Origin of the sequence: Pseudomonas cuatrocienegasensis (assembly GCF_900110925.1) — a bacterium.
GTDB lineage: Bacteria > Pseudomonadota > Gammaproteobacteria > Pseudomonadales > Pseudomonadaceae > Aquipseudomonas > Aquipseudomonas cuatrocienegasensis.
In genome coordinates this window covers 155,852-175,381 of the sequence record NZ_FOFP01000002.1, presented here as the reverse complement: position 1 = coordinate 175,381, position 19,530 = coordinate 155,852, and the positions used below count along the sequence as shown (strand labels likewise).

At 63.1% G+C, this 19,530-nt stretch carries 16 protein-coding genes, 2 tRNA genes and 1 pseudogene; 10 read left to right on the top strand and 9 right to left on the bottom strand.

Annotated features, from left to right (window positions below):
* The first annotated feature begins 1 nt into the window (after window position 1).
* The 7 genes from BMW49_RS03705 (at window position 2) to BMW49_RS03675 (ending at window position 4,589) form a co-directional block, all read left to right on the top strand.
* Window positions 2–328 carry a Na+/H+ antiporter subunit C gene (locus tag BMW49_RS03705; RefSeq protein WP_069515950.1) on the top strand — a complete coding sequence of 109 codons (327 nt, stop codon included), beginning with the start codon at window positions 2–4 and terminating at the stop codon, window positions 326–328.
* Window positions 328–1,830: a monovalent cation/H+ antiporter subunit D gene (locus BMW49_RS03700; protein ID WP_069515949.1), complete on the top strand. Its 1,503-nt coding sequence runs from the start codon at window positions 328–330 to the stop codon at window positions 1,828–1,830. Before BMW49_RS03705 ends, BMW49_RS03700 begins: the two co-directional genes overlap by 1 nt.
* The gene (locus BMW49_RS03695) at window positions 1,827–2,330 is read left to right on the top strand and encodes a Na+/H+ antiporter subunit E (RefSeq protein WP_069515948.1); all 504 of its coding nucleotides are present in this window, start codon (window positions 1,827–1,829) and stop codon (window positions 2,328–2,330) included. Before BMW49_RS03700 ends, BMW49_RS03695 begins: the two co-directional genes overlap by 4 nt.
* Window positions 2,315–2,584: a K+/H+ antiporter subunit F gene (locus BMW49_RS03690; RefSeq protein ID WP_069515947.1), complete on the top strand. Its 270-nt coding sequence runs from the start codon at window positions 2,315–2,317 to the stop codon at window positions 2,582–2,584. Before BMW49_RS03695 ends, BMW49_RS03690 begins: the two co-directional genes overlap by 16 nt.
* 10 nt (window positions 2,585–2,594) lie before the next feature.
* Window positions 2,595–2,927: a Na+/H+ antiporter subunit G gene (locus tag BMW49_RS03685; protein WP_069515946.1), complete on the top strand. Its 333-nt coding sequence runs from the start codon at window positions 2,595–2,597 to the stop codon at window positions 2,925–2,927.
* Window positions 2,928–3,159: 232 nt separating this feature from the next.
* Window positions 3,160–4,065 carry a DMT family transporter gene (locus BMW49_RS03680; RefSeq protein WP_069515945.1) on the top strand — a complete coding sequence of 302 codons (906 nt, stop codon included), beginning with the start codon at window positions 3,160–3,162 and terminating at the stop codon, window positions 4,063–4,065.
* A 14-nt stretch (window positions 4,066–4,079) separates the two neighbouring features.
* The gene (locus BMW49_RS03675) at window positions 4,080–4,589 is read left to right on the top strand and encodes a GNAT family N-acetyltransferase (protein ID WP_090390850.1); all 510 of its coding nucleotides are present in this window, start codon (window positions 4,080–4,082) and stop codon (window positions 4,587–4,589) included.
* Here the strand turns inward: BMW49_RS03675 and BMW49_RS03670 are convergent.
* Window positions 4,586–6,193 (bottom strand): NAD(P)/FAD-dependent oxidoreductase, encoded by a 1,608-nt coding sequence (locus BMW49_RS03670; RefSeq protein ID WP_069515944.1) that lies wholly within the window; start codon window positions 6,191–6,193, stop codon window positions 4,586–4,588. The genes BMW49_RS03675 and BMW49_RS03670 overlap by 4 nt on opposite strands.
* Window positions 6,194–6,282: 89 nt before the next feature.
* Window positions 6,283–6,951 carry a COG3650 family protein gene (locus tag BMW49_RS03665; RefSeq protein WP_069515943.1) on the bottom strand — a complete coding sequence of 223 codons (669 nt, stop codon included), beginning with the start codon at window positions 6,949–6,951 and terminating at the stop codon, window positions 6,283–6,285.
* Between the two features lie 324 nt (window positions 6,952–7,275).
* On the opposite strand from BMW49_RS03665, the pseudogene BMW49_RS25505 reads away from it, so the two are divergent.
* Both BMW49_RS25505 and BMW49_RS25500 read left to right on the top strand, forming a co-directional pair.
* A pseudogene (locus BMW49_RS25505) lies at window positions 7,276–8,295 on the top strand (methyl-accepting chemotaxis protein); the annotation flags it as partial.
* On the top strand, window positions 8,281–9,198 hold the full coding sequence (locus BMW49_RS25500; RefSeq protein WP_371850847.1) for a methyl-accepting chemotaxis protein: 918 nt from the start codon (window positions 8,281–8,283) through the stop codon (window positions 9,196–9,198). The pseudogene BMW49_RS25505 and the gene BMW49_RS25500, both read left to right, overlap by 15 nt.
* A 190-nt stretch (window positions 9,199–9,388) precedes the next feature.
* Here the strand turns inward: BMW49_RS25500 and rimO are convergent, their stop codons facing one another.
* From rimO to BMW49_RS03635, 5 genes are all read right to left on the bottom strand, one after another.
* Complete coding sequence (gene rimO, locus BMW49_RS03655; RefSeq protein WP_069515941.1) at window positions 9,389–10,714, bottom strand: 30S ribosomal protein S12 methylthiotransferase RimO; 1,326 nt, start codon at window positions 10,712–10,714, stop codon at window positions 9,389–9,391.
* A 145-nt stretch (window positions 10,715–10,859) separates the two neighbouring features.
* Window positions 10,860–12,107 carry a virulence factor family protein gene (locus tag BMW49_RS03650; protein WP_069515940.1) on the bottom strand — a complete coding sequence of 416 codons (1,248 nt, stop codon included), beginning with the start codon at window positions 12,105–12,107 and terminating at the stop codon, window positions 10,860–10,862.
* An 8-nt stretch (window positions 12,108–12,115) separates the two neighbouring features.
* On the bottom strand, window positions 12,116–14,755 hold the full coding sequence (gene mprF, locus BMW49_RS03645; RefSeq protein WP_069515939.1) for a bifunctional lysylphosphatidylglycerol flippase/synthetase MprF: 2,640 nt from the start codon (window positions 14,753–14,755) through the stop codon (window positions 12,116–12,118).
* A gap of 133 nt (window positions 14,756–14,888) precedes the next feature.
* Window positions 14,889–14,965: transfer RNA gene (locus tag BMW49_RS03640), tRNA-Met, on the bottom strand.
* A gap of 127 nt (window positions 14,966–15,092) precedes the next feature.
* Window positions 15,093–15,169: transfer RNA gene (locus tag BMW49_RS03635), tRNA-Met, on the bottom strand.
* 495 nt (window positions 15,170–15,664) lie between these two features.
* On the opposite strand from BMW49_RS03635, the gene BMW49_RS03630 reads away from it, so the two are divergent.
* Window positions 15,665–17,800: a hybrid sensor histidine kinase/response regulator gene (locus tag BMW49_RS03630; RefSeq protein WP_083251638.1), complete on the top strand. Its 2,136-nt coding sequence runs from the start codon at window positions 15,665–15,667 to the stop codon at window positions 17,798–17,800.
* Here the strand turns inward: BMW49_RS03630 and BMW49_RS03625 are convergent.
* Window positions 17,784–18,386: a TetR family transcriptional regulator gene (locus BMW49_RS03625; RefSeq protein WP_069515937.1), complete on the bottom strand. Its 603-nt coding sequence runs from the start codon at window positions 18,384–18,386 to the stop codon at window positions 17,784–17,786. The genes BMW49_RS03630 and BMW49_RS03625 overlap by 17 nt on opposite strands.
* Before the next feature lie 54 nt (window positions 18,387–18,440).
* On the bottom strand, window positions 18,441–19,514 hold the full coding sequence (locus BMW49_RS03620) for a putative urea ABC transporter substrate-binding protein (RefSeq protein WP_069515936.1): 1,074 nt from the start codon (window positions 19,512–19,514) through the stop codon (window positions 18,441–18,443).
* Between the last annotated feature and the right edge of the window lie 16 nt (window positions 19,515–19,530).

Sequence of the window (19,530 nt, the reverse complement as noted above, 5' to 3'; positions counted from 1 at the left end):
AATGGAAGCATTGTTTGCCGTAACCCTGGGTATCCTGACTGCCAGCGGCGTTTACCTGCTGCTGCGCGCGCGGACCTTTCCGGTGGTCATGGGGCTCACGCTGATCTCCTACGCCGTCAACCTGTTCCTCTTCGCCATGGGCCGCCTGCAGACCGGTGCTGCCTCGGTGATCGGGCGCAGCGACGTGTATGGCGATCCCTTGCCGCAAGCCCTGGTGCTGACCGCGATCGTCATCGGCTTTGCCATGACCGCCTTTCTGGTGGTGCTGGCCTTGCGCAGTGTCGGTGAAACCCAGACCGACCACGTCGATGGCCGGGAGTCCGCTTGATGAACCATGCGTTGATTCTGCCGATTCTGTTGCCGATGTTCGTCGGCAGCCTGCTGCTGTGTGGCGCGCACCTGCGGTTGAAGTTCAAGCGTCTGCTGTCGCTGGCCAGCGCCGGCTTGCTGGTGCCGCTGAGCCTGTGGCTGCTGCTGCAGGCCGACCAGGGTCTGCTGCAGAGCTATGCCCTGGGTAACTGGCAGGCGCCGTTCGGTATCGTCCTGCTGCTCGACCGCCTTAGCGCGCTGATGCTGGTGGTGACTGCCGTGCTCGGCTTCTTTGCCCTGGCCTACGCGGTACGCGGTGACGATGAGCGCGGTCATAACTTCCATGCCCTGTTCCAGTTCCAGTTGATGGGCATCAACGGCGCTTTCCTCACGGGCGATCTGTTCAACCTGTTCGTGTTCTTCGAGATCCTGCTGATCGCTTCCTACTCGCTGCTGGTTCACGGTGGCGGGGCGCAGCGGGTGCGGGCGGGCCTGCACTATGTGGTGCTCAACCTGGTGGGCTCGGCGTTCTTCCTGATTGCGGTCGGCGTGCTGTATGGCATTACCGGCACCCTGAACATGGCTGATATGGCTCAGCGGGTTGCCGCCGCCGATGCCGACCAGGCACCGCTGCTGGGCGCTGCAGGTTTACTGCTGCTGGTGGTGTTCGGCCTTAAAGCGGCGGTGTTGCCGCTGTACTTCTGGCTGCCGCGGGCCTACGCGGCGTCGACGGCGCCGGTGGCGGCGCTGTTCGCGATCATGACCAAGGTCGGCCTGTATTCGATCATCCGCGTCTATACGCTGATCTTCGGTGACGAGGCCGGTTCCCTGGCCAATATGGTGCAGGATTGGCTGTGGCCCTTGGCCCTGCTAACCCTGGGATTGGGGGTGATCGGTGCGCTGGCGGCGGTGACGCTACAAGGCCTGGTCGCCTACCTGATGGTGGTGTCAGTCGGCACCTTGCTCGCGGGCGTAGCCATCGGTACGCCCCAGGCATTGTCGGCAGCCTTGTTCTATCTGGTGCACAGCACCTGGGTGGCTGGCGGGTTGTTCCTGCTCGCAGACCTGATCAGCCGGCAGCGTGGGGAAAAACACGGTGACCTGGTCCAAGGGCCGGCGTTGCAGAACCCCCATGTACTGGGCGCGCTGTTCTTCCTCGGCGCCATTGCCGTGGCCGGTTTGCCGCCACTTTCCGGGTTTATCGGCAAATTGCTGCTGCTGCGGGCGCTGGAGCCGTGCGTACAGGCGCTGTTCCTCTGGCCGGTGGTGCTGGTGGGTGGCCTGGGTATGCTGATTGCCCTGAGCCGCGCCGGCAGCACGCTGTTCTGGCGGGTCGGGCGCGATCAGTTGGACAGTGCCGAACTCGACCGCGGGCGCCTGCTGGCCTGTCTCGGGTTGCTGCTGCTCAGCCCGCTGCTGGTGGTCTTTGCCGCGCCAATCATCGAGTTCGTCGATGCCGCAGCCCTTCAGGTCCATGATCTGGCGCAGTATCGCCAGACGCTTAATGGAGGTGCGCAATGAGCACGCGTCGCTGGTTGCCCCAGCCGATGTTGAGCCTGCTGTTGCTGGTGGTCTGGTTGCTGCTGATGAACAACTTCGGCCTGGGCCATTGGCTGCTCGGTGCGCTGCTCGGTGTGCTGATTCCCCTGGTCACCCAGGTGTTCTGGGATCACCCGCCGCGCATCCACAAGCCGGTGAAGCTGTGCCTGTTCTTTCTGCGGGTGTTGGGTGACATCGTCACCGCCAACCTGGAGGTGGCGAAATTGATCCTGGGTTCGCCGGACAAACTGCAGCCGGCATTCTTCGAGGTACCCATGCTGCTGGAAGACGAGCTCGCCCTGACCATGCTCGCCAGCGTGATCTCGCTGACCCCTGGCACGGTCTCGGCCGATCTCAGCGATGACCGCAAGACCCTGCTCGTGCACGGGCTCAATGTGGTTGATGAGGCGGCTGCCGTGGCCGAAATCAAACAGCGCTACGAAGCCCCGTTGCTGGAGGTATTCACATGCTCGTCTACGTAATTCCACTGTGCTCGATGATCATCGGTCTGGCTCTGGTGCTGACCCTGGCACGGCTGATCAAAGGTCCGGATATGCCGGACCGTATCCTGGCGCTGGATACCCTGTACATCAACGCCATCGCTTTGCTGGTGCTGCTGGGTATCTGGCTGGGGTCTGATTTGTACTTCGAGGCTGCGCTGCTGATCGCGGTGATGGGCTTCGTCGGCACCGTGGCGGTGGCCAAGTATCTGTTGCGCGGCGACATCATCGAATGAGGAATGCCCGATGAATTTCTGGATCGAAGCACTGATTGCGCTGTTTTTGCTGCTGGGCAGCCTATTCGCCCTGATCGGTGCCATTGGTTTGTACCGTCTGCCGGACTTCTTTATGCGCCTGCATGGCCCGACCAAAGCCACCACACTCGGGGTGGGTGGCATGGTCATCGCTTCGCTGATCTATTTCGGCGCAGGCGATGGCACCCTGAGCTTGCACGAACTGTTGATCGCCCTGTTCCTGTTTATCACCGCGCCAGTCAGCGCCCATATGCTGGCCAAGGCCGCATTGCAGCAGAAGCTGCGCCTGAGCGAGCGCACCCGCGGTCGCCCCTGGGAGCAGTGATCGCCGGCTAACAGGCTGTTGAAAAACGTAGGCGAGGCAGGCAAGACAAGGCAAAAACGGCCGAGGAAGCGGAGTTTACGAGTTGTAAATGAGCATTCCGAGGCCGTTTTTAACGCAGTATTGCCAACGCAGGTAGTTTTTCAACGGCCTGCTAAACACTTCTGCAGCCTGGCTGTATCTATGCACCTTTTTGGGACGCTCTTACACTGGCGACCTATAAAAGGAGCTGGGTATGGCGTTCGGGGGCAGGGTAGGCGCGGTAGTGTGCCTGGTAGTCGCGATGGCGCTGTGGGGCAGTTCGTTTATTGCCCTGAAGCTGGCCTTTGCCGAACTACCGGCGATGTGGGTGATCTTCGGCCGCATGCTCTGCGGCAGCCTGGTTTTTCTACTGGCCTGGCGCTGGCGGGGGCGCATCCAGTACCGCGCCGGTGACTGGAAATACCTGCTGGCCATGACCGCCTGCGAACCCTGCCTGTACTTTATCTTCGAGGCCCTGGCGCTGCAGCACACCAGTGCTTCCCAGGCCGGCATGATCACCGCCTTGTTGCCACTGCTGGTGGCTATGGGTGCCTTTGTGTTTTTGCGTGAGCGCATCAGCCGGACCACCCTGGCCGGCTTTCTCCTGGCCGTGGTCGGCGCTGTCTGGCTGAGCCTGGTGGGTGAGCGCGACGTCCATGCGAGCAATGCGCTGCTGGGCAACTTCTACGAGTTTCTCGCGATGCTCTGCGCCATGGGCTACACGCTGCTGCTCAAGCACCTGTCGTCACGCTATTCGGCGTTCTTTCTCACGGCCCTGGTGGCCTTCGTCGGCAGCCTGTTCTTTTTGCCCCTGGCGCTGGTTTCCGCCCCCGTGCCCGAAACAGTGAGTGCGCGTGGCCTGGGGGCGGTGGTTTATCTGGGTGTGCTGGTCACGGTGCTGGCCTATGGGCTGTACAACTGGGGCGTCAGCCGCTTGCCGGCCAGCCAGGCATCCGGGTTTATCAACCTGATCCCGGTGTTCACCCTGGTGTTCGCCGCGTTGTTTTTAGGCGAGCGCCTGGTGGGCGAGCAGTTGCTCGCGGTGGCGCTGGTATTCGCCGGGTTGGCGCTGAGCCAGTGGCGTAGCCGCACGCCGTTGCCGGCGGGTGTGCTCGACTGATCGGGAGGGATGCGATGAGGGATGTGCTGATCAGACCGGCCGCTGCTGAGGATATCGCGACCTTGTGCGCGCTGCTTTTCGAGCACGGCCCCAACCCCTGGAATCACCTGCCGCATGACGAGGTGGTTGCGCACCTCAATGGCATTGCCAGCGGTGAGGTCGCCGCCTTGCTGGCCGACTGCGACGGTGAGGTGGTTGGCTTTGTCAGTTATATCCGTACGGACTCGTTCGCCCGCTATCAACCCCAGTCCCGCCTGGACCTGACCCACGCCTATATCTGCGAGGCCGTTACCCATCGGGCGCTTGCTGGGCGTGGCCTTGGTTCAACGCTGCTGAAACAGGTGATTGCCGCACTGGCAGAGCAGGGACTGCAGGATATTTATATCGAGCGTCACGAGGAAAACGCGGCCTCGGCGGGGATGATGCGCAAAGCCGGCTTTAGCGAGTTGCTGAGCTACGCCGACCCGGCGCGGCGGCCCCAGGGATCGGGGCGTACCACGCTCTGTTGCCTGCGCCTGGGTTAACCCTGAAGCATGCTCTGGGCCACGGCCTCGGCCACGCGGATACCGTCGACGCCTGCCGAGAGAATGCCGCCGGCATAGCCTGCGCCTTCGCCGGCCGGGTACAGGCCTTTGACGTTGAGGCTCTGCATGTCATCGCCGCGGGTGATGCGCAGGGGCGAGGAAGTGCGCGTTTCGATGCCGGTCAGCACCGCATCGTGCAGGTCGAAGCCCTTGATCTGTTTGCCGAATGCCGGCAGCGCCTCGCGGATCGCCTCAATGGCGAACGCCGGCAGCGCCGCCGCCAGATCGCCGAGTTTCACCCCCGGCTTGTAGGACGGCTCGACACTGCCCAGGGCGCTGGACGCGGTGCCGGCGATAAAGTCGCCGACCAGTTGCGCCGGGGCCTCGTAGGTGCTGCCGCCGAGCAGGTAGGCCTGGGATTCCAGGCGCTCCTGCAGCTCCACGCCGGCCAGCGGGCCGCCGGGGTAATCCTGCTCCGGGGTGATGCCGACGACGATGCCGGCATTGGCATTGCGCTCGTTGCGCGAGTATTGGCTCATGCCGTTGGTGACCACGCGCCCCGTTTCGGAGGTGGCCGCCACCACGGTGCCGCCCGGGCACATGCAGAAGCTGTAAACCGAACGGCCATTCTTGGCGTGGTGCACCAGTTTGTAATCGGCGGCGCCAAGTTTCGGGTGGCCGGCGTACTTGCCCAGGCGTGCTCGGTCAATCAGGCCCTGGGGATGCTCGATGCGAAAGCCCACCGAGAACGGCTTGGCCTCCATAAACACCTCGCGCTTGTGCAGCATGCGGAAGGTATCCCGCGAACTGTGCCCCAGCGCCAGCACGACATGGCGGCTGTGCAGGGTTTCGCCGCTCTCCAGTACCACGCCTTGCACCTGTCCATCGTTGATCAGCACATCGCTGACGCGCTGCTGGAAGCGCACTTCGCCGCCCAGGGCCTTGATCTCCTCGCGCATGGTCGCGACCACGCCGGTCAGGCGGAAGGTGCCGATATGCGGCTTGCTGACGTAGAGGATTTCCTCGGGCGCACCGGCTTTGACGAATTCCTGCAGGACCTTGCGACCGTAGTGCTTGGGGTCCTTGATCTGGCTGTACAGCTTGCCGTCGGAAAAGGTGCCGGCGCCGCCCTCACCGAACTGCACGTTGGATTCCGGGTTGAGCACATTCTTGCGCCACAGGCCCCAGGTGTCCTTGGTGCGCTGACGCACTTCCTGGCCGCGCTCAAGCACGATGGGCTTGAGGCCGGCCTGGGCGAGGATCAGCGCGGCGAAGATGCCGCAGGGGCCAAAGCCCACTACCAGCGGTCGTTCGCTCAGGTCGGCAGACGCTTGGCCGACTGGTTTGTAGGCAATATCCGGGGCGGGGCCGACATGCACGTCAGCGGCCAGGCGCGTGAGCACGCCGGCTTCGTCGACCACTTCGCAGTCGACAGTGTAGATAAACAGGATTTCGCTGGATTTCTTCCGGGCATCGTAGCTGCGCTTGAACAGGCTAAAGGCCAGTAGCTCGTGCTCGGCAATTCCCAGACGCTGGACAATGGCAGGGCGCAGCGCCTCCTCGGGGTGGTCGAGGGGCAGCTTGAGTTCGGTGATGCGCAACATGGTGACGGTCCTGAATGGGCCGGAGGCAACCCGGCAAGGTGATAGCTGGCGATTATACCTGCGATCACTGGCCAATCGAACCGTCAGCTTCAGTCGTTGCGGGCGCCGCCAAAATGCGCGCAACCGCGCATTACCTGGCCGTCCAGGCGCAGTTCGGCCGTCAGGTGCTGGACGTTACCACTCATGCTGTCCACGCAGCGGCCGGGGGCGGCCCAGAGCTCCAGGCGCTGGCCGTTGGCTTCGCTGGTGAGATTGAGGCGCCCGTCCGGCAGCTGTTCTTCCAGGTAGGGCAGGGCCAGGGGTGCTTGGCCGGGACGATTGAGGACCAGACCACGGCCGCTGGCGTTTAGCTGCCAGTCTGGCTCATGGCCGCTGGCCTGGATCAGCAGGCGCTTGAAGTTGGGGTCTTCGCAGCCCGGTCCTTCATGGTTCAGTTGGTACAGGCGACTGACGTCAAGCGAGCCGTCCACCCCAGCCTGGGGCGTGCCGCCGAGTTGCCCGCGCACATCGGCAAACAACTGCGTGGCACCCGCGGCGAACAGCGGCGCGGCCTCGCGGGCCAGGTCGCTCTGGCTCCCCTCGATAACGAAGCGGCGTTGCTCCTGGCAAGGCCGCAGCAGCAACTGATCACCCTGACGGCTGATCTCGCCCTGCAGGCGTGTGTGGTGAGCGCCTGGGTCGACGCTGCGCTCGGTAAACACCTGGCAACTGGCGAACAAGGGCAGCAGGGCAAACAGCATGGGGCGGTACAAGCGCATGGGGGATCTCCTGGCTAAGCCGGCCACGTTAACCAGCCGTCAGGCCGATCACAAGCTCGTTGCATCACGTGAGTCGCAGCAGTCCGTCTGTCGGGAGGTGGTAATTTGGCGCTTGAAATATGGCGCATTGCTACGCTGGAGCATTCAGGTGAAACGATTCATCGTTTACACTGCAAGCGTTACAAGTTGGAACTACCCATTGGTAGTACCGATCTAGCTATTGCACCTCTGCCGAGCACTCGGCAGCCTTGCCCAGACGCGCTGTTACAACAACAACTCCAGCTGCTGAATTGGCCCTAAAAAGTAAGTTGGAGATGTAGGTTCATGAATACCTGGTTTGGCAATATCAGTGTCACCCGTAAGCTTCTGCTGGGCTTTGGCGTTGTTCTCGCGCTCACTGTTGTAATGGCCTGGACCGGCTGGAACAGCCTCGGCAGCCTGATCCAGCGGGCCGGCTGGATGACCGATATCACCCACCTCAACAGCAGTCTGACCAACCTGCGCGTGGCGCGTTTGCAGTACATGATTGCTGGTGGCGACCTGTCCAGTGCCGAGCGTTTGCAGTCGACGCTGGATACCTATATCGCTCGGCAGGAGGCGTTACAGGCTTCCTTCAAGAATCCGGTCAACGTAGCTCTGCTCAAGCAGCAGGGGGCGATTAATGACGCCTACCAGGTGTCTCTCAATGCTATGCGTGAGGCCTACAAGTCGGCCAACGCCGCTGAGGCCACACTGGAGCAGAGCGCTGTCGACGGTGCGGCGCAAATTCGTCAGATTTCCGCTGCCGTGGTCCAGTTGCCCGAGTTCGACCCGCAGCGCTTCGCTCAATATCAGGCGATTAGCGACAGCCGTGCTGACCTGTTGGAGTTGCAGCACCTGGTGAGTGTCTATAACGACAATCCCAGCGCCGATAATGAACGGGCCATGATGCAGGGGGCCACTGCCATCATTGATGGCATGGCTGATCTGGATCGCGCCTTCAGCGGCGCTCAGCAAAGCGCGGTTGCGCAGATCGAACGCACACTCGCTCAATACCGCGACGCGGTCGTGGCGCTGCGTGATGCGACCCAGGCCATTGCTCGGGCACGTCAGGAAATGACGGTGCAGGGCACTGATATCGTCAAGATCAGCGAGCAGCTGTACAGCTTTCAGACTGAGCGTCTGGCCATTGAAAGTGCCAATGCGCGCACCTTGCAACTCGGTGCCACCTTGTTGGCGCTGTTGCTGGGCGTACTCGCGGCTTGGCTGATCACCCGGCAGATCACCCGCCCATTGCAGGCAACCCTGGCAGAAGTCGAACGCATTGCCGCGGGTGACCTGACCCCCGGTATGCCGGTGCCCCGTCGCGATGAGTTGGGCGTACTGCAGCAGGGCGTGCAGCGTATGGGCAGCACTTTGCGCGAGCTGATTGGCGGTATTCGTGATGGCGTCAGCCAGATCAGCAGCGCTGCTGAGGAGCTCTCGGCGGTAACGGCGCAGACCAGCGCCGGCGCCAATAACCAGAAGAGCGAGACCGACCAGGTCGCCACGGCCATGCACGAAATGTCGGCCACCGTGCAGGAAGTGGCGCGCAATGCCGAAGAGGCCTCGCGCGCGGCCACGGATGCCGATCATGAAGCGCGCAGCGGCGATAAGGTGGTCGCCGAAGCCATCGCGCAGATCGAGCGGCTGGCCGCTGAAGTGGGTCGCTCCACCGAGGCCATGGGTGCGTTGCAGAAGGAAAGCAACAAGATCGGCAGTGTCATGGACGTGATCAAGGCGGTGGCCGAGCAGACCAACCTGCTGGCGCTCAACGCCGCCATCGAAGCGGCCCGTGCCGGTGAGGCAGGGCGCGGTTTTGCCGTGGTGGCCGATGAGGTGCGCGGGTTGGCCCAGCGGACGCAGAAATCCACCGAGGAGATCGAAGGCCTGGTGGCAGGCTTGCAGAGTGGCACCCAGCAGGTGGCCGGCATCCTCAATAGCAGCCGTACTCTGACCGAAAGCAGTGTCGAGCTGACCCGACGTGCCGGTGGCTCGCTGGAAAGCATCACCCGCACCGTGTCCAACATCCAGTCGATGAACCAGCAGATTGCCGCCGCTGCGGAGCAGCAGAGCGCAGTGGCTGAAGAGATCAGTCGCAGCATTCTCAGCGTACGCGATGTCTCCGAGCAGACCGCCAATGCCAGCGACGAAACCGCTCGCGCCACGGTCGAACTGGCGCGCCTGGGCAATCAGTTGCAGATGATGGTCAGCCGCTTCCGCCTGTAACCCGCGCTGGCCTAGGCTGGCGTGTGCTGACGCATCACGTAGGGTGCGCCGTGCGCACCAACGCCGGCGGCTGGTTCCTGGTGCACAGGTTCTAGCCGCTCCCGAGCGTGACCAGGCCGCAGATGGTTAATGCAAAACGCCCCGCAGTGCGGGGCGTTTTTGCATTCAGTTGGCGGACCAGGCGCGGTGTTTACACCAGTTCAGCCCACATGTCGTATTCGTCAGCGTCGACAATGCGCACGCGCACCTTGTCGCCGGGGCTGACGGCGGTGCTGGCGATAAACACGCTGCCGTCGATTTCCGGGGCATCGGCGTAGCAGCGGGCCACGGCGCCCTGATCGTCGACTTCATCGATCAGTACCTCCATCTCCTTGCCGACCTTGAGCTGCAGGCGGGCCGTGCTGATGGCCTGCTGGTGGGCCATAAAGCGGTCCCAACGGTCCTGTTTGACCTCGTCCGGCACCACATCCAGATCCAGGTCATTGGCTGGTGCGCCTTCGACCGGGCTGTACTGGAAGCAGCCGACGCGGTCGAGCTGGGCTTCGGTCAGCCAGTTGAGCAGGTACTGGAAGTCTTCTTCGGTCTCGCCGGGGAAACCGACGATAAAGGTCGAGCGGATGGTCAGCTCGGGGCAGATCTCGCGCCAGCTCTTGATCCGCGCCAGGGTCTTGTCCTCGAACGCCGGGCGCTTCATCGCCTTGAGCACTTTCGGGCTGGCATGCTGGAAGGGGATGTCGAGGTACGGCAGGATCTTGCCGGCGGCCATCAGCGGGATCAGCTCATCGACGTGCGGGTAGGGGTAAACGTAGTGCAGGCGCACCCACACGCCCAGGGTCGAGAGCGCCTGGCAGAGTTCGGTCATACGGGTTTTCACCGGCTGGCCGTTCCAGAAGTCGGTCTTGTATTTCATGTCCACGCCGTAGGCGCTGGTGTCCTGACTGATCACCAGCAGCTCTTTGACGCCCGATTTGACCAGGCGCTCGGCCTCATTCAGCACTTCACCCACGGGACGGCTGACCAGCTTGCCGCGCATCGAGGGGATGATGCAGAAGCTGCAGCTGTGGTTGCAGCCTTCGGAAATCTTCAGGTAGGCGTAGTGGCGCGGGGTCAGCTTGATGCCCTGGGGCGGTACCAGGTCGATCAGCGGGTTATGGTCCTGGCGTGGCGGCACCACGTCGTGCACGGCATTGACCACCTGCTCATACTGCTGCGGGCCGGTGACCGACAGCACGCTGGGGTGCACATCACGGATAGTGCCTTCCTCTACGCCCATGCAGCCGGTGACGATGACCTTGCCGTTTTCTTTGATCGCTTCACCGATCACCTCCAGCGACTCGGCCTTGGCGCTGTCGATAAAGCCACAGGTATTGACCACCACCACGTCAGCGTCCTGGTAGCTGGAGACCACGTCGTAGCCCTCCATGCGCAGCTGGGTCAGGATGCGTTCGGAATCGACCAAGGCCTTTGGGCAGCCAAGGGAGACAAAGCCGACTTTCGGCGTGGTGGCGGTGGTCATGCGGGCGAACCTCAGGGCTAAGACGGAGCGGGCGCTGGGACGCCTCTGATCAAAAAGTGCGCAATTCTAGCGGCGTACCTGCGCCTTTTCCAGCTTTACCGTTACCCAGCGCTGCAATCGCCTGTGCAGCGCCCGGTCGTCTGGTTTAAGGCAGGCTTAGCAGATGCTCGGCCAGGGCGGCGTAGTTGCCGTCGAGGTGGTGGCCGCCGCTGATCTGCAGCTGTTCGCCGGGCAGGTTGGGCAGGGTACAGCCGCTTTGCGGGGCCTCTTCGCTGCCATAGATGCACAGCAGTTTGTCCGCCGGCAGTTTGCGCAGTTCGGGGCCGGTGGCGGCTTCGCTGCCTGCCTTGCCCAGCCAACCTTGTACCTCTATCTCGAAACTGCCGCTGCGTGCCGCGGCGATCAGGATGATGTGTTCGACGCGTTGCTGGTCTTCAGCGGGCAGGCGGTTGTAGAAGGCGGGCAGGGCGTCGGCGCCAAAGGAGAAGCCAATCAGGGTAAAGCGCGTGGCGCCCCATTTGGCTTGATAGTCGTGCATCAGACGGCTGAGGTCCTGGGCGCCCTGTTCGGGGCTCTTGTGCTGCCAGAAGTAGCGCAACGAGTCGATGCCGACCACTGATTGGCCGCGTTTGGCCAGTTCGGCCGCCAGGTCGCGGTCCAGGTCGCGCCAGCCGCCGTCGCCGGAATAGAACAGGGCGACGTCGGCCGATGCGGGTTTTGCGACGACTTCGACCACGGGTAAGTCGGCGGCCTGGCCGTTCAGCAGACGCTGCAGTTGGCTTTGCAGCAGTTGTTCGAGGCTGGTGCTGTAATCGCTGATCTGCGTATCGGCGTTCGCCTGCTCGCGGGCGAAACGGGCGCTGGCGTCGTCCGGGTTGTTGTTCCAGGCCACATGCCAGCGGCCATGCGCGGCCTGCTCGGGCAGTGGCGTGGCGCAGTCCGGCTGTTGCAGGCTGAAACCGATGGACAGCGCCTGGGCCTGATCGCTGCTTTGCTCGGCCAGCCAGCGCCAGGCCAATGCGGCGCCAGGGCCGATACCGGCGATTAGATCGACCGGGCCATCCAAGGCTGTGCTGGCTTGCTGCAGGCGCTGGGCTTGCAGGGCGCAGTCGTTGGCTGGCAACTGCAGTTGCGCCAGGCGCGCGCCGCTTGATTCGGCCAGCGCCATCAACGCGGTAGGTGTCATGGCTTGCTCGGCGGTAAGGGCCAGCAGTACACGCTGGCGGGGCGTGCCGGCCGGTTCGGCGACAGTCAACTGGCTACCATCGGCAAGCTGCAGGCTGCGCAGTTCGGCCTGTGCCGGGCTGCGGGTCAGTAGCCAGGCCGCCAGGGCGCCGCCGAGCAGGAGGGCGATCAGCAGCAACAGAACGGCGCGCGGTGTACGTGTCTGCATGGAAAACCTCAGCGTTTGACCAGGCCGGTATAACCACCGGCAATCAGTGCGGCGGTGTCGGCCAGCGCCACCAATGGATCAAGGCCCGCCGGTACGGCCATATAGCGTGGCTCCCAGTCCGGCTGGAACTTGTCCTTGAAGCGGCGCAGGCCCTGGAAGTTGTAGAAGCTTTCGCCGCGCTGGAACAGCATCGCGCCCAGGCGTTGGGTCATGGGGGCGCCGCGCCGTGGTTGCAAGCCGGAGAGCGGCACCATGCCCAGGCTGAAGCGCGCCACCCCGCGGGCTTTGTAATGCTGCAGCAGGCCGAGCATAAGGAACTCCATGGTCAGCTTGGGTGCATCCGGTAGCACGCGCATCAGGTCCAGGCTGGCCAGCTCCAGGCTGTCGGTCTCCAGCAGGTTGGCGAAGGCCACCGCGCGCCCCTGGAAGCGAATCACCGCAATCGAGAAGCGGGCCAGGTAAGCGCTGTCGAAGCGCCCGAGGGAGAAGCCTTTTTCGCGCACATTCTTGCCTTCCAGCCACGCATCGGAAATGCCGCGCAGCTCTTCCAGCGGGGCTTCGCCGGGGGCGTGCACATCCAGCTGCAGACCGTCGCGCTGGCCGCGGTTCCAGGTGTAGCGCAGGTCTTTCATGGCCTTGCCAGGGCTGTCCAGGTCAAAGCGTTGCAGGTCGACCCGCGCTTCTTCGCCGAGCTTGAGGGCAGTCAGGCCGATGTCCATGTAGTACGGCAGGCTCTCCGCGCGTACCTGGTAGAACACCGGACGGGTGTGGTGGCGGTCGCAGAGGTCGCGAAACTGCCAGATCAGTTCGGCGCGCTGCAGTGCGGGGCCGATGGGGTCGAACAGCGCGATCATGCTGCGGCCGTGGCGGGCGTACATCAGGAAGGCCTCGCCCGTACTGTGGAACAGCAGCGCTTTGTCACCGGTCAGGGCCAGGCCGCCATCGGGCTGACTCGAGGCCCGGAGGATCTGCGCGGCCTGGTCCAGGGCGGCGGTGTCGGGCAGGGTGATGGCCGGCGGCGCGGCGCGCAGCAGCCAGGACAGCACCACAATAATCAGCAACAGGGCACTGCCCAGTGCGGCGCGCAGGCCGCGGGGAGCGTCGGCGTCCAGGGCGAACTGCCACCAGAGTTCGTGGCCGTAGGGCACATCCTGATAGGCGAATAGCAGTAGCCACACCGACGCTGCGAGGACGCTGGCACTGGCGGCCAGGTGCCAGGGTGAGAAGGGCAGCTCGGTCAGGCGGCTGGGGCGATAGAAGTACGGCCGGAACAGCGCCAGCAGTGCTGCGGTGATTGCCAGCAGGCTGGCCTCTTCCCAGTCGAAGCCCTTGAGCAGGGAGAGCAGGCTGCCGGCCAGCAACAAGGCCAGGGTCAATGCCCAGGCTGCTGACAGGCGTCGACGCAGGCCCTGGGCCAGCAGCAGGCAGAGCATGCCGACCAGGCTGGCGCCGAAGTGCGAGGCATCAATCAGACGATGGGGAATCAGAAAACCCAGATCTGCCAGGCGGCTGTCGGCGCTCGGGGTGGTGCCGGAAAACAGCAGCACCATGCCGGAGATAAACACCAGCAGCGCCAGCACCGGCGCCGCCAGCCCCGAGGCGGCACGCACCGCCTGGTGAGTAGCGAGCACGCGGCGCAGTTCGACGGCGAGCAGCAGCAGGCACGCCAGCAGCAAGGGGGCAACGATATAAATCAGGCGGTACAGCAGCAATGCCGCCGCCAGGGGCGCGGTGCCCAGTTGCCCGGCGAACGCGGCCAGCAGCACCGCTTCGAACACCCCAACACCGCCGGGGACATGGCTGAGCACGCCGGCGGCCAGGGCGAGCAGATAGACCACCAGGAAGGCGCCGAACGGCGGGGCTTCTGGCAGCAGCAGGTAGAGCACGGCGGCGGCGGCGCTGACATCGATGGCGCTGATCAGCAATTGCAAGGCGCTCAGACGGGTACTGGGCAGGCGCAGCAGGCGCCCGCGCAGGCGCGTCAGCAGGCTATGGGGAAACGGCTGTTCAGCCAGGCGGCCATGATAAAGCCAGGCGAGCATACCGCTAGCCGCCAGCAGAATGGCCACCGCCACGCCAGCCAGCAGTGGCTCGGGCAGGCGCAGGGCGGCGGCCGCATCGGGCAAGTCGACCAAAGCCGCGATGGCGGCCAGCAGCGGCAGGCTGCAACCCAGTGACAGGCTGGCGAACAGGGTCATCCGGGTAATATCGCCAGCGCCCAGGCCATGGCGGCTGTAGAGGCGATAGCGCACCGAGCCGCCAGAGAGCATCGACAGGCCGACCGCATTGCCGATGGCGAATGCGCAGAAACCGCCCAGCGCCAGGGTTGGCCTGGGGAGCTGAACAGCGGCGTAGCGACTGGCAGACCATTCATAAGTCAGCAAGGCGGCGAAGCCCACGGCAGTCATGCCGATAGCTGCCAGCAGGTTGCTGGGTGCAATGGATATCAGTGCGTCACCTAATGCCGCTGGGTCCAGTTCATCGAGTAGATGCCGACAGGCCAGCAGGGCGATGGCGAACAGCAGTAAAGCGACCGCCACACCGAGTGGCTGTCGGTAGCGGCTGAGGATGTCTCGCCAGCGTGTGGAAGTGGGCAGTGGTGTGAGGGGCGCAGCAGGGGGCGGGGTTTCAGCAGAGCGGGCGCGCATCGGATACCTCGTGGGCAGTGCGGCTCAGCATAGTGGGGCGCTGGGTTCTCGGGAAGTGGGGGCTGTCTGGATGATCGACAAATCCCAGGCACAAAAAAGGCCACTCTTTCGAGTAGCCTTGATTGTTTGAATCTGGTTGCGGGAGCCGGATTTGAACCGACGACCTTCGGGTTATGAGCCCGACGAGCTACCAGACTGCTCCATCCCGCGACGCCCATTCTATGCATCTCGGTTATGTTGTCAATGAATTTCTGCTTTTTAATCAAATACTTAAATAGCGAAAAACAAGCGCGCACAAAAAAGGCCACTCTTTCGAGTAGCCTTGATTGTTTGAATCTGGTTGCGGGAGCCGGATTTGAACCGACGACCTTCGGGTTATGAGCCCGACGAGCTACCAGACTGCTCCATCCCGCGGCGCCCATTCTATGCATTGGCGGGCTTGTGTCAACCTTTGTTTTTGAAAAAGTGTTGATTAGTCAGATGCTTAGCGAAGCGGTAAAGCGCTCCGGGCCTGCTGTAGTGGGCCTTTGCGGGCTTTCCAGGAGCAGGACGCAGGAGGGCGCTGTGCTCTAGGAGCCTGTCGGACTTAACACTGTTCTACTGCGGAAAAGCCGGATTTGGCCATTTTTGCTGCCTTCCCTCGTTAAATAGCTCGCTATTCGCCTCGGTAAAGCAGCAAAACTGTCGCAAACCGGTCTTTCCCTCGCTACGAACGGTCAAGTCCGACAGGCTCCTAGGCACCCTGAGAGCTGGCGATATTTGTGCAGCCTCTACGCATCGCCGGTATTTTCTGTGCTGGGTCGCATTTTGCCGTCATGCCAGAATGATCACTGCAACCATTTGCGCTACTACCCTTCAAAGGCAGATTGAGCCGGCGATGACAGCTCCGTTCTTGCAGAGTATTCAGTGATGCCTTTTCTTTCCCAAAGTCACGGCTGCCAGGGTTGGCGTGGCGAAATGTCCGAGCGTATTCGCGCTTTCGATTGGTCGACCACGGATTTAGGGCCGCTGGGCACCTGGTCCGCAAGCCTGCGTGCTGCCGTGCAATTGCTGTTGGGCTCACCCCAGCCGATGGTGATGCTCTGGGGCCCGGCTGGTTACATGATCTATAACGATGCTTACGCGGTATTTGCCGGCGGACGTCACCCGCAGTTGCTTGGCAAACCGGTTGAGCTGGGTTGGCCCGAGGTGGCGGACTTCAACCGTGAAGTAGTGGATACCTGTTTAGCTGGCGGGACGCTGGTCTATCGCAGCAAGGAGCTGGTGCTGTTTCGCCATGGCGAGGCGGAAACGGTCTGGCTTGATCTGTTCTACAGCCCGCTTGCCGACGACGATGGTGCGCCAGGCGGAGTGCTGGCGATTGTTGTCGAAACCACTGATCACGTGATCGCCGAGCGTCAGAAGCAACTGGCCGAGACGGCCTACCGGGTAGCGAATGAGCGCCTGCAACTCGCACTCAATGCCGGTGCCTTGCTCGGTTGTTTCGTCTGGGACATCGAATCGGGTTTGCTGACAGGTGATGAGCGCTTCGCTCGCACCTTCGGCTTTGTCCTGGCCGACGCGCAGAATGGTGTACCTATGGCCCGCAAGGCCGAGGCGATTCACCCGGACGACCGCGAGCGGGTCGCTCGCCTGGTGGATCTGACCATCCGTACCGGTGAGCCCTACAGCGCTGAATACCGCATTCGTCGTGAAGATGGCGCTTACCTGTGGGTCCTGGCCAGTGGTCGTTGCGAGTACGACGGGCATGGCCAGGCTCTGCGCTTTCCCGGTGTATTGATCGACATTCACGAACGCAAAGTGGCCGAAACCGCCCTGCTGCAACTGACTCGCACTCTGGAGCAGCGCGTGGAGGACGAAGTGCAGGCTCGTTCGCTGGCCGAAGAGCGCCTGCGCCAGTCGCAGAAACTCGAAGCCATCGGCGGCCTGACAGGTGGGGTGGCCCATGACTTCAATAATGTGCTGCAGGTGATCGGCGGCAATCTGCACATGCTCAAGCGTCAGCAAGCCGATAATCCTGCCGTGCAGCGGCGGGTGGACGCGGCCATCGCCGGCGTCGAGCGCGGCGCCAAGTTGTCGGCGCAGCTGCTGGCCTTCGCCCGGCGCCAACAATTGTCGCCCCGGGTATACAGCCTGCAACGGCTGTACGACGGCGTGGGCGAGCTGCTGCAGCGCGCTCTGGGCGAAACCATCGAAGTTCAGGTGCAGTTGCCGCCGGCCCCGTGGAATATTCGGGTCGACCGCAACCAGCTGGAAAATGCCGTGCTCAACCTGGTGCTCAATGCTCGCGATGCCTTGCAGGGCGAGGGCATCATCCTGTTGAGCGGTGAAAACATTTGCCTGGATGAGCCGGCCTGCAAGGGGCGCGAGTTGGCACCTGGCGAGTACGTGCGGCTGTCGGTGTGCGACCGTGGCCAGGGCATGTCGCCACAGGTGCTGGAGCACGCCTTCGAGCCATTCTTCACCACCAAGGCCGATGGCCACGGCACGGGTCTGGGGCTGAGCATGGTGTTCGGCTTCGTCAAACAGAGTGGCGGGCATATCGAGATCGATAGTCAGCTCGGTGTGGGAACCCGGGTCGATTTGTATTTCCCGCGCAGCCTGGCCAGCGAGCAGCCCGACGGGCCGTCTGCGTGTGTGGAGCCGCTGTGCGAGCAGGCGATGATTCTGGTGGTGGAAGACGATGTGAGCGTGCGCACGACCGTGGTCGAGCTGCTCCAGCACGCGGGCTATCAGGTACAGGTGGCGGGCAATGCCGATGAGGCCATGGCGCTGCTCGACAGAGGCCTGGCGGTCGACCTGATCTTTACCGATGTGGTCATGCCCGGCCATCTGAAGAGCGCCAACCTGGCGCAGTGGGCGCGTCTGCAGACGCCGCCAATTCCGGTGCTGTTTACCTCGGGGCACACCCGCGACATGCTTTCGCATAACCGTCAGTTGGCCCCTGAGGTCAATTTGTTAGCCAAACCTTATGCGCCCGACGCGCTGCTACACAGGGTGTGCGATCTGCTCCAGCAGGCCCAGGCGGCTAAGCCAGCAGTTTGATCAGGCGCGCGCTGAAGGCGTCGGCAGTTTTTTTCAGGCTGAACAGTTTGGGGTCGAGCAGCCAGGTGTGGGTGACGCCCATCAGTGCGGTATAGAGCAGGATCGCGCTCTGCTCGCTGTCCTGTTCGGGGAGTTCGCCGAGGGTTTTGCCCTGATCGATAAGGCTGCTCAGGCTGCGCACGATCAGCCGCGTGAGTTTGCGTTCGCGGCGCACCGTGCCGGCCATTTCGGCGGTCAGCTCGGTCTTGTTCAGCAGAATCTCGAACGATTGGCGGTGCCAGGGATTTTCCAGCAGCAGGCTGAACCAGTGCTGGCACAGGTACTGGATGGCCTGCACAGGTGTGGCCTGCAGCGCCATGCTCTGCGCCACCAGTTGCTCCAGCGGTTCCTGGGAGTAGTGCAGAACGGCCTCGTAGAGTTCGTCCTTGTTCTTGAAGTGCCAGTAGATGGGGCCACGGCTAAAACCGGCGGCACTGGCGATCATCGCCAGGGTGGTGTGCGAGTAGCCATGTTTGCTGAACAGCTCAAGGGCTGCTTCGATGACTTTCAGGCGGGTTTTTTCGGCGTCTTCTTTGGTTCTGCGCATGCGGATCTTCAGTCGGCGATGGTGGCCCGCGAGGTTTACGCCGCGGGCCTGACGTTAGAGTTTGCCGTCGTGGGCCATCTGCATATAGGTGGTGTCGAAGCGCAGTTTGACGTTATCAGCATCGCCCAGCAACTTGCCCTTGGGCAGGCTGATGCCGATGAAATCGACACTCGAAGCACCCTCGCCGAGCAGGCCGTGGGCGAAGGAGAACTGGCGTACGCTGTCCATGGCGCTGAGCGCCTCCGGGCTTTCGATAAAGGCCAGGGAGTCGGCGGGGGTCCAGAACATCTTCATGCCCTTGAGCTGCGACTCGTAGCCAGCCTGGTCGGTGCCCGAGGCTTCGCCGAGAAACGCGCGGGCCTTGGCCCCGGCTTCGGTGTTGCTGGCGAGAATGCCCATGACTTCGTACCAGGCGCCGACCACGGCTTTGCCGAAGGCCGGGTTGTCGGCCAGGGTCTGGGTATTGGCCAGGGTCAGGTCCTTGATATGGCCAGGGATCTGGCTGGAGTCGAAGACCCGGTGGCTGCCGGGCATGGCCGCGACCTCATCGAGCAGCGGGTTCCAGGTCACTACATTGCGCACGTCCGGGCTGGCGAAGGCGCCGACAATGTCGGCGTCCGAGGTGTTGACCACCTGCACGTCGCGCTCGCTGAGGCCGACGCTGTCCAGCGCATGGGCCAGCAGGTAATGCGAAACCGACAGCTCGACCAGGTTGACCTTCTGCCCCTTGAGGGTTTTCAGGTCGGCGCTGTCCTTCATCACCATGCCGTCGTTGCCGTTGGAGTAATCGCCGACGATCAGCGCGGTGCTGTCGACACCACCGGCAGCGGGAATCGACAGGGCGTCCATGCTGGTCAGCACCACGGCGTCGAACTGCCCAGCGCTGAACTGGTTGATCGACTCGACGTAGTCGTTGATCTGGGTGATTTTCACCTCGATCCCGTACTTGTCGGCCCACTTCTTCATGATTCCCGACTCATCGGCGTACTTCCACGGCATCCAGCCGGCGTAGATGGTCCAGGCCAGGTTGAACTGTTGCTTTTGCTCGGCGTGCGCGGCGATTGGCAGCAAACTGGCGCAGGCCAGGCTGGTGGCGCAGAGCAGGGTTTTCAGCGTCTTGAACGGCATGGGGTGGCTCCTTGTG

Excerpts from the sequence above, each read along its gene's own strand:
- rimO (WP_069515941.1), bottom strand. The coding sequence starts at position 10,714 with ATGACCACCGCCACCACGCCGAAAGTCGGCTTTGTCTCCCTTGGCTGC.
- BMW49_RS03665 (WP_069515943.1), bottom strand. The coding sequence starts at position 6,951 with ATGCGCTTGTACCGCCCCATGCTGTTTGCCCTGCTGCCCTTGTTCGCC.
- BMW49_RS03670 (WP_069515944.1), bottom strand. The coding sequence starts at position 6,193 with ATGTTGCGCATCACCGAACTCAAGCTGCCCCTCGACCACCCCGAGGAG.
- BMW49_RS03625 (WP_069515937.1), bottom strand. The coding sequence starts at position 18,386 with ATGCGCAGAACCAAAGAAGACGCCGAAAAAACCCGCCTGAAAGTCATC.
- mprF (WP_069515939.1), bottom strand. The coding sequence starts at position 14,755 with ATGCGCGCCCGCTCTGCTGAAACCCCGCCCCCTGCTGCGCCCCTCACA.
- BMW49_RS25500 (WP_371850847.1), top strand. The coding sequence starts at position 8,281 with ATGCCGGTGCCCCGTCGCGATGAGTTGGGCGTACTGCAGCAGGGCGTG.
- BMW49_RS03690 (WP_069515947.1), top strand. The coding sequence starts at position 2,315 with ATGCTCGTCTACGTAATTCCACTGTGCTCGATGATCATCGGTCTGGCT.
- BMW49_RS03620 (WP_069515936.1), bottom strand. The coding sequence starts at position 19,514 with ATGCCGTTCAAGACGCTGAAAACCCTGCTCTGCGCCACCAGCCTGGCC.
- BMW49_RS03630 (WP_083251638.1), top strand. The coding sequence starts at position 15,665 with ATGCCTTTTCTTTCCCAAAGTCACGGCTGCCAGGGTTGGCGTGGCGAA.
- BMW49_RS03650 (WP_069515940.1), bottom strand. The coding sequence starts at position 12,107 with ATGCAGACACGTACACCGCGCGCCGTTCTGTTGCTGCTGATCGCCCTC.
- BMW49_RS03675 (WP_090390850.1), top strand. The coding sequence starts at position 4,080 with ATGAGGGATGTGCTGATCAGACCGGCCGCTGCTGAGGATATCGCGACC.
- BMW49_RS03680 (WP_069515945.1), top strand. The coding sequence starts at position 3,160 with ATGGCGTTCGGGGGCAGGGTAGGCGCGGTAGTGTGCCTGGTAGTCGCG.
- BMW49_RS03700 (WP_069515949.1), top strand. The coding sequence starts at position 328 with ATGAACCATGCGTTGATTCTGCCGATTCTGTTGCCGATGTTCGTCGGC.
- BMW49_RS03685 (WP_069515946.1), top strand. The coding sequence starts at position 2,595 with ATGAATTTCTGGATCGAAGCACTGATTGCGCTGTTTTTGCTGCTGGGC.
- BMW49_RS03695 (WP_069515948.1), top strand. The coding sequence starts at position 1,827 with ATGAGCACGCGTCGCTGGTTGCCCCAGCCGATGTTGAGCCTGCTGTTG.
- BMW49_RS03705 (WP_069515950.1), top strand. The coding sequence starts at position 2 with ATGGAAGCATTGTTTGCCGTAACCCTGGGTATCCTGACTGCCAGCGGC.